The sequence below is a fragment of the Candidatus Neomicrothrix sp. genome, from assembly GCF_035329545.1.
Taxonomy (GTDB): Bacteria; Actinomycetota; Acidimicrobiia; order Acidimicrobiales; family Microtrichaceae; genus Microthrix; species Microthrix subdominans.
In genome coordinates this window covers 76891-89830 of the sequence record NZ_DAOLGP010000004.1, presented here as the reverse complement: position 1 = coordinate 89830, position 12940 = coordinate 76891, and the positions used below count along the sequence as shown (strand labels likewise).

The following is a 12940-nucleotide window of genomic DNA, read 5'->3' as shown; positions in this document are numbered from 1 at the left end:
GATGATGATTTTTGTGGATATGACGGCGCCCACGATCGATACCGCCGCGACGATGACGGCAGACGAAGTGCTTTTGGCCGTTGACTCGTGTCGCGGGGGGCTCGACCGCTCCGAGGTGGATCGACGTGTCGCGGTGTTTGGCCCGAATGCGATCCGTTCCCACCACGCGAGCGCGCTGTCGGTGCTTGGCCGGCAGCTCAACAGTCCGTTGCTGTGGCTGTTGTTTGCAGCCGCTGCGATCTCTGCGTTCGTCGGCGAGGGCCTCGATGCGATGATCATTGCGGTGATCCTGGCAGCGTCGGTGGCTCTGGGATTTGTCAACGAGTTCCGCGCTGAGCGAGCTGCGCAGGCGCTGCATTCCGGTATCCGGCACGTGGTGACCGCTGTTCGCGATGGTGTTCCCGTCAGCGTCGAAGTGACCCACCTGGTTCCCGGCGACGTGATCCATCTGGAGATGGGGTCGGTCGTTCCGGCGGACGTGCGGTTGTTGTCGACGGTCGAGTTGGAGTGCGACGAGTCGATCCTGACCGGCGAACCCGAACCAGCGGTCAAGTCGGTCGAACCGGCGGTCACCGGCGCGCCGCTTGCGGAGCTGGCCTCGTGTGCGTTCATGGGGACCGTTGTGCGCAGCGGGTCGGCCGAGGCGGTCGTCGTTTCAACCGGTCGGTCCACCCGGTTCGGGGAGATTGCCGCCGGGTTGGGTGAGCAGCAGCCCCGCACGGACTTCCAGCGTGGACTCGGGAGGTTCTCCGTCCTGTTGGCCAAGGTCGGCGGCGTCCTCAGCGTCGCGATCCTGGCCGGCAACGTCGCTCTCGGTCGCCCCTTGATCGATGCCGTGCTCTTCTCGCTCGCCATCGCAGTCGGCATCACCCCGCAGCTGCTCCCAGCGGTGGTCTCGATGAGCCTCGCCACCGGCTCGCGACGCCTGGCAGAGCGCAAAGTTCTGGTGAAGCGCCTCGTGTGCATCGAAGACCTGGGTGACATGGACGTGTTGTTCACCGACAAGACCGGCACGCTGACCGACGGTCACATCAGCTTCGACCGAGCAATGGACGCAACGGGCGAGCCAAACGACGACGTGCTCGCCCTGGGACTTGTGTGCAACGAGGCCACGGTGACCGAGGGAGTGGCGGTCGGTGGGAACTCGCTCGACGTCGCATTGTGGGAGACACCGGCGGCGGAGTCGGCGTCGATCGGCGACTTCCGGCGGAGAGCTGTGGCTCCGTTCGATCACGATCGTCGCTGCGTGTCGGTGCTGGTGGACCACGGCGAAAAGCGGTTGATCATCACCAAGGGCGCGCCCGAAGCGGTACTTCAACGGTGCGCCTCGGTCGACGACACCGCCCGCGACGTGCTCGATATCCAGTTCTCCGCCGGGTTGCGAGTCGTCGCCGTGGCCACCCGACCAGCAGCCGGAGCGAGCGAGGTGCACGCATCGGATGAACACGACCTGGAGCTTCTTGGATTCCTCGTCTTCCTCGATCTCCCGAAGGAATCGGCCGCTGCGTCGATCGCCCGGCTCGCCGAACTGGGGATCGGGCTGAAGGTCGTCACGGGCGACAACCCACGGGTTGCCGCCACGATGTGCACCTCGATCGGCATCGAGGTGCACAACACCCTGACCGGCCCCGAACTCGACGCCCTCGACGACGACCAGTTGCAGGCCGCCGTTGGCGACACGACGGTGTTCGCTCGGGTCAGCCCCGCTCAGAAGGCCCGGGTGGTGGAGGCACAACGCAGCGCTGGGTCGGCCGTTGCGTTCCTCGGTGACGGGGTCAACGACGCCCTGGCGATTCATCACGCCGACGTTGGCATCTCGGTGGACTCGGCCACCGACGTGGCGAAGGATGCTGCGGACATCATCTTGTTGGAACGCGACCTCGGTGTCGTGGCCGACGGGGTCGAGGAGGGGCGGCGCATCTTTGCCAACACCATCAAGTACGTGCTGATGGGAACCTCTTCGAACTTCGGCAACATGTTCAGCGTCACCGTCGCAGCTGCGTTCCTACCGTTCCTGCCGATGCTCCCGTTCCAGATCCTGTTGAACAACCTCTTGTACGACACGAGCCAGCTGGCCATCCCGACCGATCACGTGGACGCCGAACAACTCACCCGCCCATCACACTGGGACATCGCGTTCATCCGTCGGTTCATGTTTCGGTTCGGCCCGATCAGCTCCCTGTACGACTTCGCAACGTTCGCGGTGATGCTGTGGGTCTTCCACGCAGCGGCGCCGCTGTTCCGCGCCGGGTGGTTCGTCGAGTCGCTCGCCACGCAGTGCCTCATCGTGTTCGTGATCCGCACCCGCCGCATACCCTTCTTTCGTTCCCGACCCTCACGTCCGTTGTTGATCTCGGTATTGGCCGTCGTCGCCATCGGGATCGCCATCCCTGAGAGTCCGCTCGGCTCACCTCTCGGCTTTTCGTCGCTGCCGCTCGGCTTCTTCGCCGTGCTGGTCGGGTTCGTCATCGCTTACCTGGCGAGCATCGAGGTTGCGAAGTACTTCTTCTACCGGGCGCACGAAACCAGGGCCGATCGGCCTCTCCGGCGCGGACGGGCCCATCGTGTGCACCGTCGTGCCGCTCGGTTCAGTCACGGCGGAACCCTCGGAAGCACCTAGTGTCGACGGCGGGTTGGCGCGCACACCGGAGGGGTGGATCGCTCCCACAACCGGCCACGCGGACGTACTGTGGCCGGAATGGGGCGAAGAGGCGGATTTCGGCGGTGTGCGGCAGTCGCATTGATGGGCGCCGGTCTGGCCGCCTGTGGTAATCCGAACCAGGGTGACTCGGTTGCGATCATCGGCGACTCCATCACCGACTTCGACCAGACCGATCTGCATGAGCAACTCGGCTCGGACTACCACCTGGTGATCTCCGGCAATTTCGGGTTCACGACCGCAGAGGTCGACCCGGAAGCCAAGTTCGTCGGGTCGAAACCCCACGACCAGGTGATCTTCAACATCGGCACCAACGATGTGCTTCAGGACTACAAGGTCGAGAGCTCAATGGCCGACCTCAAGCGGGAGATCGGTTATTACCCCTCCGCCCGCTGCATCTTTCTCGTCAACATCAACGAGCACATGATCGATCACCAGACCAACCAGGCCACCACCGACGATGCCAAGCGTTTCAACGCCGCGTTCGATGAACTGGCGGCCTCCGACCCTCGGATTTCGGTGATCGACTGGAACTCGGTGGCGGCGGCGTCGCTCAACGACAAGGTGCCGCCGTACAGCACCCTGACCGAGGACTCGGTGCACCCAACCGACGCCGGAAACCGCAAGCTGAACGATTTGTACGCCAAAGCGTTGGAGGAGTGTTGAAACCCATCGAGACACAGCAGCCAGTGCCGGAGGCCCATACGGTTCAACTGCGACTCGGCGAGCCGGTCAGCGCGCTCGACGGTCCCTTCGGCGAGCTTGCCGACATCGTGATCGACCCGCACTCACGGGTCGTGACCCACGTCGTGATCGAACCTCGGCACCATCATCACCAGGCACGATTGGTACCGATCGGCTTGGTGTCCGCCGACGGTGACCGCATTCAGGTCGACCTCGACAGTGACCGGTTGCGGCTCCTGGAACGGGTCGTTGACATCGACTACCTGAGGATGACCGACCCCATCACCGTGGACGGCAACTGGGACATCGGCACCGAGGACGTGCTGGCGATGCCGTATTCGTGGGGGTCCACGGCGATGACCAGCTACGACGACTCGGCGGCCATGATCCAGTGGGACCGGGTACCGAAGGGTGAGTGCGAGGTTCGTCGAAGCAGCGCAGTGCTGGTGGACGGCGGCCAGTGCATTGGCCACGTGGCCGGGTTCGTCGCCGACGGCGATCACCTGACCGGCGTCGTGGTCGAGCGAGGGCATCCGGGTCTTGCGCACCACACGTTGGTTCCCATGGGCAGCGTGGCCCGGGTGTCCATGGACCACGTGGCCTTGGACATGGATGCAGCAACCTTCAAGGCGCTGCCGAAAGCCGCCGGCCTGGAAGGCCCGTTGGGCGATCACTCACGCACCCTTCGTCAGCATCTGGACGGCCTGCTCCACCACCGGAGGGTCGACGACTGACAGTGCCGCCAGGACCGGCTGCTGTTCTTCAGCTCAACCTCAGATAGACCGGTCACACTCCAGGGTCACATGCTTCAATTGACGACGACGAACCCGGGCAGGCCATGAGAATTCTGGTGGTGGACGACGAACCTCGGCTGGCCGTCGCGGTCAAACGCGGCTTGGAGGCCGAAGGCTTTGCCGTGGACGTCGCGGCCACCGGCGACGAGGGGCTCTGGATGGCAACCGAAGTGGCCTACGACGCCATCGTGCTGGACATCATGTTGCCGGGTATCAGCGGTTACACGGTGTGCGCCCGTCTTCGCGAGGCCGGTGTGTGGACTCCGATCCTGATGCTGACGGCCAAGAACGGTGAGTACGACGAGGCCGAAGCGCTCGACACCGGTGCGGACGGCTACCTGTCGAAGCCATTTTCGTTTGTCGTCCTCGTCGCCCACATCCGGGCGTTGCTGAGGCGAGGCGCCACCGAGCGCCCTGCCAAGCTCAGCCTCGGCGACCTGGTGCTCGACCCGGCGACCCGCTCGTGTATCCGTGGCGATATGGCGATCGACCTGACCGCCAAGGAGTTCTCGGTGCTCGAGTTTCTCATGAGGTCCAAGGGCGACGTCGTGACCAAGTCTCAGATCGTCGAGCACGTCTGGGATGCGGCCTATGACGGCGACCTCAACGTGGTCGAGGTGCACGTCAGTGCGCTGCGTCGCAAGATCGATGCGCCCTTCGGCACCGACACGATCCGCACCGTACGAGGCGCCGGATACCAGATGGTTGCGCCGTGAGGCGGGCGCCGGGGCGGGGCTCGGTGCGCACCCAGACCACGCTGGTGGCCGCCGGGGTGGTCGCCTTGGTGCTCGTCATCTCGGCGGTTGGTCTCACCGGCCTGGTTCGCCATCGCCTCGTCGATGCCGAGCGGGTGGCCGCCCGGGTGCGGGCCGACGACGTGGTCGCCCTCGCCCGAACCGGCAGGCTCCCCAACCCGCTGGCCTATCCGGGCGAGGAATCGGGCGCCACCCAGGTCCTCGATTCGAAGGGGACGGTGATCGACGCCACCGGCAACCTCGAGGACGAACCCGCCCTCAGTGAGCTTCGTCCCGACGTTGGCGACCACGAGTCCGAGATTCTGACCGACGTCCCGCTGGAGGACGACGATCGGTACGTGATCGTGGCGACCACCGCCGAGGTGTCGGGCGACAACCTCACCGTTCTGGCCGCTGCATCGCTCGAGTCGGCCGACGACACGGTGGAGACGCTGTGGAGCACCTTCCTGTGGGGGATTCCGCTGCTGACCCTGCTGGTTGCCGGCACGACCAGGTTGTTGGTGGCGCGGGCGCTGCGCCCGGTGGGTGCGATCACCGACGAGGTGGCCGACATCACCCAGGCCGACCTGCACCGCCGGGTGCCCCAACCGGCCAGCACCGACGAGATTGCGCAACTTGCCTCCACCATGAACGACATGCTGGCACGGCTGGAGTCGTCGTCGACCCGCCAGCAGCGCTTCGTCGCCGACGCCTCCCACGAGATGCGAAGCCCCCTGGCATCTTCCCGGGCAGTACTGGAGGTGGCCGCCCTGCACCCGGGATCCGTCGACGACCTGGTGGCCGCCATCGGCGACTCGCTGATCGATCACCAACGGCTCGAGACCCTGGTATCCGACCTGCTGATGCTTGCCCGTCTGGACGGATCCCAGACCGCCATCCGGCGGGTGGCGACCGACGTGGAGGCGCTGACGCGGACGGTGATCGAGCGTCGGATCGAGCCCGCCGTTGAGTTCGCCGGCGTCGGTCCTGCGATCGTCCTGGCCGACGGGCCCCAGCTGGATCGGGTGCTGACCAACCTGCTCGACAATGCAGCCCGCCACCGTCGATCGCGGACGGCGGTGGCGGTGACCGCCGCCAGGCCGACCGTCGAAATCACGGTGGACGATGACGGGCCGGGCATCGCCGAGGCTGACCGCCAACGGGTGTTCGAACCGTTCACGCGCCTCGACGCGGCCCGAACCGCCGATCAGGGCACCGGGTTGGGCCTGGCCATCGTTGCCGAAATCGTGGGCGACTTGGGCGGTCGGGTGCGCGTGGACGACAGCCCGCTGGGAGGCGCACGTCTGGTCGTGTCCCTTCCGTCCTCATAGCGCCTGGTTGAGACTGGGTTCATGACTGGACGATTCAGCGGCAGGATCCATACTCCGACCTGGCGGCGTCATCTCGGGCCGACATCAAGGCCATCCTCGTCCTCGCTGCAGAGATCCACGAGCGCACGGCGGCGACCCCGGCCGGGATCTCGCCCCAGGCCACACCTCAGAATCAGCCATGACGCGGTCTACTCCGGGCTAAACGGGCCGCTGAGCGGCAAACGCACGGTCACAGTGGTGCCCTGGCCCGGTCCGCTGTCGAGCGCGACGGTGCCGTGGTGTGCCTTCGCCATCGACTCGACGATTGACAGTCCAAGGCCGCTGCCGCCGCTGTGCCTCGACCGGGAAGGGTCGGCCCGATAGAAGCGTTGGAAGGCCCGAGCGGCGGTCTCCGGCGTCATGCCGGGGCCGTCGTCGCTGATGGTCAGCACAGCAGTGTCGCCGTCACGGCTGGTCGCCACCCGAACCGGCGTGCCCGGGGGCGTGTGCACCAGCGCGTTGGTGAGCAGGTTGGCCGCCACCTGACGCAAGCGTGCCTGGTCGCCCGCCACTTGAAGCGGCCCGGCCAGGGCGGTGTCGATCGGGCGGTCCGGGTCCACCGCCCGTGCGTCTGCGGCGGCGTCGGCGGCCAGCTCGCTCAGATCGACGGGCGCCACGTCGAGCGGACGATCCTGATCGGCGCGGGCGAGCGTCAGCAGGTCCTCGACCAGGGACCCCATGCGAATCGCCTCCGCCTCGGTGCGGGCCATCGCATCGTCCAAGGCGCCCGGCGATTCCAGGCCCCGCGTCCGATACAGCTCGGCGTATCCCCGGATCGTCGCTACCGGCGTGCGCAGCTCGTGGGAGGCGTCGGCCACAAAGGCCCGCAGGCGGGCCTCGCTGCGGATCCGCTCCTCGAACGCCGTCTCGATGTGGCCGAGCATCGTGTTGAGCGCGGCCGCCAGCTCGCCGGCCTCGGTTCGCTCGTCGGCTTCGGGCACGCGTTGGGACAGGTCCCCGGCGGCGATCGACGTTGCCACCCCGGTCATCGTCTTCACCGGACGGACCCCCAGGTGGATGACCCACCAGCCAAGGGCGCCGAGCGCCGCGAGGATCACCAGGGCCCCGGCCGCCTCGACCTTGATCAGGTCGGCGACGGCGGCATCGACCGAGTCGAGCGGCATCGCCAGGGTGACCACGGTGTTCGACCGGTCGTCGGTGTAGCTGAGCACCCGGTAGTCGGGGGAGGCCCCCGAGCCCATAACGGTGAACGCCTGACTCGAGTCGGCTGCAGCCGTCGCCGTGCCTGCGTCGATGGAGGGCGGGGATGCCTGCTCACCCCGCAGCCCGGGGGTGAGCACTGTCTCCACCCGGTCGTTGCGGACCACGCCGATGTAGAGCGAGCTGAGGGATCGGGATGGCCTCCCGGGCGCATCGGGGGCGTCGCGGGCTGGGGTGCCGGGTCCGCTCCGGTCGCGCCCGGGGGGACCGAAGTCGTCGAGGTTCCGGATCGGTCCGACCGCCTCGGCCAGCTGGCGATCCACCTGGCCGAGCAGGTTGTTCTCGGTGATCCTGGTGATCGCCACCGTGACGATGCCCAGCACGACGGCGATCAGGGCGATGCCCGCCATCACCCGGGAGCGGAGCGACATCGGGCCCTCAGCCGGTCCGCAAGGTGTAGCCCACCCCGCGGATCGTGTGGATGAGGCGAGGGTCTGCGCTGTCCAGCTTCTTGCGTAGGTAGCCGATGTAGGTCTCGACGATGCCGCCGTCGCCGCCGAAGTCGTAGTGCCACACGTGGTCGAGGATCTGTGCCTTGGACAGGACCCGGCCCTGGTTCACGAGCAGGTAACGCAGCAGGTTGAACTCGGTGGGCGACAGCGATACCTCTGCGCCGGCCCGGGTGACGCGGTGGGCGTCCTCGTCGAGCACGAGGTCAGCGCATTCCAGAAGCGAGCCGTCGCTTCGGGTCATGCCCGAGCGGCGCAGCAGCGCCTGGACCCGGGCCACCAATTCTTCCAGGCTGAAGGGCTTCACCAGGTAGTCGTCGCCACCCAGCGTGAGGCCCCGCACCTTGTCCTCGGTGGCGTCCTTGGCGGTGAGGAACAACACCGGCACCTTGGAGCCGTCGGCCCGCAGCCGGCGACACACCTCGAAGCCGTCGAGGTCGGGCATCATCACGTCGAGCACGACCAGGTCGGGGGCGACCGTGGGCAGCGCCGCCAGAGCGTCGCGTCCGCTCGCCAGCGCCGTCACCGCAAAGCCGTGATGGTTGAGCGCAGCGTCGAGCATCGATCGCAGGTTGTCGTCATCGTCCACCAGCAACAACCGTTCGGCGCTCATCGCCACAGCTTTCCACCGCCGCCTGAGCATTGGCTGAGACAAGGCTGAGAGTTGGCGTGCCGTGGCCAGGCAGTGCGCGATTCCAGGCCGCCAGGTCACCCAGCACCCAATGCGCCCGCGAGGATTGTTCCCTGCCAGACTTTGAGCGCGAATCTGGCGACCACCCAACGACAACCGCGAGGGGCGATGGCGACTCGAGTGACCTCGAACAAGCGGCGGAGCGCGTCCAGCCCAAAGCGCGGCGACGCCGATATTGAACAGTCATCGGCGACGCTGAGCCCTGACCTGGGCGCTCGCGGGCTGTTGCCTGACGAGGAGCGGACGGCAGCGGTCGCGCGTTCGCTGGTGGACGCCGGAAGGTTCGTCCCGGCCCTCACCCGCAGTGCTGACGGCCGAGGTAGGGCGGAGTGGTGGCCGCTGCCCGCCGTCGGCGACCGTGACATGATCGCCGCGCTCGTGGTGGAGGACACCCCCGAGGGGCACCGTGCGGCGGCTTTGGCACTGGCCGGGACGCTCGACAGGCAGGTGAGGGGGCGGCTTGCCAACAGCGGGCACGCGCTGGTGCCAAGTCGGCCCGGCCGGCGGACCGTGCCCCATGCGTGGGTGGAAGCCCTGGGTCGAGACGACGGCCGACTGGCCGACGGCATCGACCCGGAACGGGTGGGCGCGCTGGCCCAGCGGGTCGACGGGTGGATCGCTGCGGGCGCCGATCACGCCACCCGGGTTCGCCTGGCGATCCGGGTACACGAGCCGCCCCCATGCGCCCGCGGAACGGCGGCGAGCCAGTGGCGGCTGCAGTTGCTGGCCCAGGACACCGACGAGACCTCCCTGCTGATCACCCTGGCTGAGCTGTGGGAGGACCGGGCGCTGTTCGGCGCCGACGGGGTGGCCGAGTTGCTCGGCCAGCTTGGCCGGGCTGTGAGGTTGGCGCCCGAGCTGGCACCCGTGCTTGACGAGGCCGTCCCGAACTCGCTCACGCTGGACACGCCCCGGCTGCTGACGTTCGCCGAGCGGGTGGAGCCGTTGGCCGAGGTGGGGGTATCGGTGCTGTTGCCCTCGTGGTGGACCAACCGGGCGCGCCTCGGGCTGCGGGCCAAGGCGGTGAGCCCGCCGGGCGTGGTCACCGGGTCGGGCCTCGGGTTGGAGACCCTGGTGTCCTTCACCTGGCAGGCCGCGCTTGGCGACACCAAGCTGAACAAGGCCGATCTGAGGCGGCTTGAGGCCGCCGCAGCCGCCAAGTCGCAGCTGGTGCGAATTCGGGGCCAGTGGGTGCAGATCGACCCCAACCGGGTGGCCGCACTCGTGGCGGCAGCGGGTACGGTCGGCGAGGCCGAGGTGTCCGAGTTGTTGCGAGCCCACTTGGGACTCGGCGACCTGGACGCACCCGACGAGCTCGAGATCGAGGGCGTGGCCGCCACCGGGTGGCTGGGTCAACTGCTCGACGACGCGCTGTCGGGAACGGTCACCCCGGTGGTTGACCCGCCCGGGTTCGAGGGCGTCCTCCGCCCGTACCAGCAGCGGGGCGTGGGCTGGCTGGCCTTCCTCGGACGGCTGGGGTTGGGTGCATGCCTGGCCGACGACATGGGCCTGGGCAAGACAGCGCAGCTCATCGCCACCGTGCTGGCCGACCCGGCGCCCGGGCCCACCCTGGTGATCGCACCGGTGTCGGTGCTGGGCAACTGGCAGCGGGAGATCGAACGGTTCGCCCCCGGGCTGTCGGTGCTGGTGCACCACGGCGGCGACCGGCACGACCACGAGTCCCACTTTGTCGAGCGGGCGGCGGCCACCGACGTGGTGCTCACCACCTATTCGCTGGTCGCCCGAGACGCCGACCATCTCGGCGCCGTGAGTTGGGGTCGGCTGGCGCTGGACGAGGCCCAGCACATCAAGAACCCCCGAACCCACGTTGCCAAGGCCACCGCAGCGCTGACCGCCTCCCGGCGCATCGCCCTCACCGGCACACCGGTGGAGAACCGCCTGGCCGAGCTGTGGTCGTTGATGAACGTGCTGAACCCCGGCCTGCTCGGCACGATCACATCGTTCGCCAAGCGCTTTGCTGGGCCGATCGAACGCGACGGCGACGAAGAGACCACGGCGCTGCTGCGACGCATCACCGGCCCGTTCGTGCTGCGCCGCCTGAAGTCCGACCGCAGCATCATCGACGACCTGCCCGACAAGATCGAGCGGACCCAGCTGTGCACGCTGACCGACGAGCAGGCGACGCTGTACCAGGCGGTGGTCGATGACCTGCTGAAATCGATGGACGAGATGGACGAGCGGTTGGAGCGGCCCGAACAACCCAAAAAGCGTCGCCCCTCGAAGGCCGGCGGCGCCGCGGCGCCGCCGGAGGAACCGCCCGACGACTCCGACATCACCCGCCGCGGGATGGTGCTGGCCGCGATCGCCAAGCTGAAGCAGGTCTGCAACCATCCGGCCCACTTCCTGGGCGATGGGTCGGCGCTGCGGGGGCGGTCGGGCAAGCTCGCCCGCACCGAGGAACTGCTCGACGAGATCATCGACGTCGGCGACAAGGTGCTGTGCTTCACCCAGTACACGGCGTGGGGCGACCTGTTGGCGGCCCACTTCGCCCGCCGGTACGGCATCGAACCGCTGTGGCTGCACGGCGGCGTTCCCCGCAAACGCCGGGACGAGATGGTGACCGCCTTCGACGATCCCGACGGCCCGCCGATCTTCCTCCTGTCGCTCAAGGCGGGTGGAACCGGGCTGAACCTCACCGCCGCCAGCCACGTGATCCACCTCGACCGCTGGTGGAATCCGGCGGTGGAGGATCAGGCGACCGACCGCGCTTATCGCATCGGGCAAACCAGCGCGGTCGACGTGCACAAGCTGGTGTCGGTGGGCACGATCGAGGAGCGCATCGACGCCATGATCAACGAGAAGCGGGCGCTGGCCGAAGCGGTGGTTGGCACCGGCGAGGGCTGGGTAACCGAGCTGAGCACCGCCGAGTTGCGCAGCGTGATCTCGCTGCGGGACCGGGAGGTCGGCTGATGGCACGCCGGGGTTGGGACGATCGCTGGCAGAACTATCCGGCATCCAAGCCGCTGCCCGCCGATGGCATCGCCACGTCCAAGCAGCGCGGCGCCATGGCCGAGCAGTGGTGGTCGGGGCGCTTCGTCACCATGTTGGACAGCTACGGGCTGGGCGGGCGCATGCAGCGGGGTCGCCGCTACGCCCGCAGCGGCCAGGTGCTGTCGGTGGAGGTGAACCCCGGCATGATCGTCGCCCAGGTGCAGGGTTCGCGCCGCACCCCGTACGCGGTCACGGTCCGCTGCGACGAGCCGACCGACGCGCAGTGGCTGGCGTTGGAGCAGACGCTGCGATCCCAGGTGCGCTTCGCAGCCGGCCTGCTGGCCGGTGAGGTGCCGCCCGAGCTGGAAGCCGCCTGCGCCGATGCCGGGTTCGCCTTGTTTCCCGCCACCTGGTCCGACCTGCGGGCCACCTGCTCGTGTCCGGACTGGGAGAACCCGTGCAAGCACATTGCCGCGGTGCTGTACGTCTTCGCCGACCAGCTCGACGACGACCCGTGGAAGCTGTTGGAGTGGCACGGCCGTGGCCGTGACGAGGTGCTGGCCTTCCTCCAAGCCGCCGGCGCAGAAGGTGCGAGCGGCAGCGCGGGCCTGCCGTCGTGGTGGCCCCTCACCCCCGGAAGATTGGACGCCGGCGCTCGGCCGCTCCACGTTCGCGTGTCGCCCGCGCCCGACCCTCCCCACCGGGTGTTGGCCCGCCTTGGCGAGCTCGGCATCGACGCCGCCGGAACGATGGTCGACGAACTGTTCGCCGCCGCCTACGAGCCGATCATCACCGACGGCCCGACCGACCTCTGACCAACGGGCTCAGCGGCGGCCGAAGCGCAGGGTGGCCATGGGTTGCATCCAGCCGGGCATCGACGACACCGGCACGTTGGCGCTGGAGATGAACGAGAAGGGGATGATGAGCATCGACATGCCCTGGGCGGCCGGGGCGTTGCCGGAGACGAGGCCGAACACGATGAACACCCAGGCGAACGCTGCCGATGGTCATGCCGCTGCTCCTTCGGTGGCAGGCGTCTCGGCTAGCCAACGCGGATTGCCGACAAGGCCAGGATGGGCCTCACGCGCTGAGGCTGTGCCATGGCGTCGATGTCGCCGACCATCAGCGTGCCCGAGTCGGGCTTCACCAGGGTGGCCACCGCCGAGATGAGGGTGGTCTTGCCGGCACCGTTGGGGCCGAGCAGCGCCGTCAGGCAGCCATTCTCTCGGCGGCCAGGTCGATGCCGTCCATGGCGTGGGTGTCGACAAGGTTCTGCGAAGCTCGGTGGCTTCGATGATTGCATTGCGCCGATCGGTGACAACGTGGCGAAGAGCATGGGGGATAAGAAAACGAAAACGAGAACGTGTTCTCGTTTTCGTTCCACGG

At 67.9% G+C, this 12940-nt stretch carries 10 protein-coding genes and 1 pseudogene; 7 read left to right on the top strand and 4 right to left on the bottom strand.

Annotated elements, in window-relative coordinates; genetic code table 11:
* Positions 1–52: 52 nt before the first annotated feature.
* From mgtA to PKD89_RS03700, 5 genes are all read left to right on the top strand, one after another.
* Entirely contained in the window at positions 53–2620 is a 2568-nt protein-coding gene (gene mgtA, locus PKD89_RS03720; protein WP_289011613.1) for a magnesium-translocating P-type ATPase, read from the top strand.
* A gap of 123 nt (positions 2621–2743) precedes the next feature.
* On the top strand, positions 2744–3325 hold the full coding sequence (locus PKD89_RS03715) for an SGNH/GDSL hydrolase family protein (RefSeq protein WP_287374266.1): 582 nt from the start codon (positions 2744–2746) through the stop codon (positions 3323–3325).
* Entirely contained in the window at positions 3319–4077 is a 759-nt protein-coding gene (locus tag PKD89_RS03710; protein ID WP_289011616.1) for a hypothetical protein, read from the top strand. Before PKD89_RS03715 ends, PKD89_RS03710 begins: the two co-directional genes overlap by 7 nt.
* A gap of 104 nt (positions 4078–4181) precedes the next feature.
* Positions 4182–4853 carry a response regulator transcription factor gene (locus PKD89_RS03705; RefSeq protein ID WP_349257318.1) on the top strand — a complete coding sequence of 224 codons (672 nt, stop codon included), beginning with the start codon at positions 4182–4184 and terminating at the stop codon, positions 4851–4853.
* Positions 4850–6202 carry a sensor histidine kinase gene (locus PKD89_RS03700; RefSeq protein WP_289011618.1) on the top strand — a complete coding sequence of 451 codons (1353 nt, stop codon included), beginning with the start codon at positions 4850–4852 and terminating at the stop codon, positions 6200–6202. Before PKD89_RS03705 ends, PKD89_RS03700 begins: the two co-directional genes overlap by 4 nt.
* 188 nt (positions 6203–6390) lie before the next feature.
* Here the strand turns inward: PKD89_RS03700 and PKD89_RS03695 are convergent, their stop codons facing one another.
* The gene (locus PKD89_RS03695; RefSeq protein ID WP_289011619.1) at positions 6391–7833 is read right to left on the bottom strand and encodes a sensor histidine kinase; all 1443 of its coding nucleotides are present in this window, start codon (positions 7831–7833) and stop codon (positions 6391–6393) included.
* Positions 7834–7840: 7 nt separating this feature from the next.
* Complete coding sequence (locus PKD89_RS03690) at positions 7841–8524, bottom strand: response regulator transcription factor (protein WP_287374261.1); 684 nt, start codon at positions 8522–8524, stop codon at positions 7841–7843.
* 972 nt (positions 8525–9496) lie between these two features.
* Here PKD89_RS03690 and PKD89_RS03685 point away from each other — a divergent pair.
* Positions 9497–11533 (top strand): annotated as a pseudogene (locus tag PKD89_RS03685) (DEAD/DEAH box helicase); the annotation flags it as partial.
* Positions 11533–12369, top strand: coding sequence for an SWIM zinc finger family protein (locus tag PKD89_RS03680; RefSeq protein WP_289011621.1), 837 nt, complete (start codon positions 11533–11535; stop codon positions 12367–12369). The pseudogene PKD89_RS03685 and the gene PKD89_RS03680, both read left to right, overlap by 1 nt.
* A 9-nt stretch (positions 12370–12378) precedes the next feature.
* Here PKD89_RS03680 and PKD89_RS03675 read toward each other — a convergent pair whose 3' ends face one another.
* On the bottom strand, positions 12379–12540 hold the full coding sequence (locus PKD89_RS03675) for a hypothetical protein (RefSeq protein WP_289011622.1): 162 nt from the start codon (positions 12538–12540) through the stop codon (positions 12379–12381).
* A gap of 56 nt (positions 12541–12596) precedes the next feature.
* Positions 12597–12938 carry an ATP-binding cassette domain-containing protein gene (locus tag PKD89_RS03670; protein ID WP_324332279.1) on the bottom strand — a complete coding sequence of 114 codons (342 nt, stop codon included), beginning with the start codon at positions 12936–12938 and terminating at the stop codon, positions 12597–12599.
* Between the last annotated feature and the right edge of the window lie 2 nt (positions 12939–12940).

What these genes read in the sequence shown, in the direction of transcription:
- PKD89_RS03715 (WP_287374266.1), top strand. Translation starts at nt 2,744, where the DNA reads ATGGGCGCCGGTCTGGCCGCCTGTGGTAATCCGAACCAGGGTGACTCG.
- mgtA (WP_289011613.1), top strand. Translation starts at nt 53, where the DNA reads ATGACGGCAGACGAAGTGCTTTTGGCCGTTGACTCGTGTCGCGGGGGG.
- PKD89_RS03695 (WP_289011619.1), bottom strand. Translation starts at nt 7,833, where the DNA reads ATGTCGCTCCGCTCCCGGGTGATGGCGGGCATCGCCCTGATCGCCGTC.
- PKD89_RS03705 (WP_349257318.1), top strand. Translation starts at nt 4,182, where the DNA reads ATGAGAATTCTGGTGGTGGACGACGAACCTCGGCTGGCCGTCGCGGTC.
- PKD89_RS03680 (WP_289011621.1), top strand. Translation starts at nt 11,533, where the DNA reads ATGGCACGCCGGGGTTGGGACGATCGCTGGCAGAACTATCCGGCATCC.
- PKD89_RS03690 (WP_287374261.1), bottom strand. Translation starts at nt 8,524, where the DNA reads ATGAGCGCCGAACGGTTGTTGCTGGTGGACGATGACGACAACCTGCGA.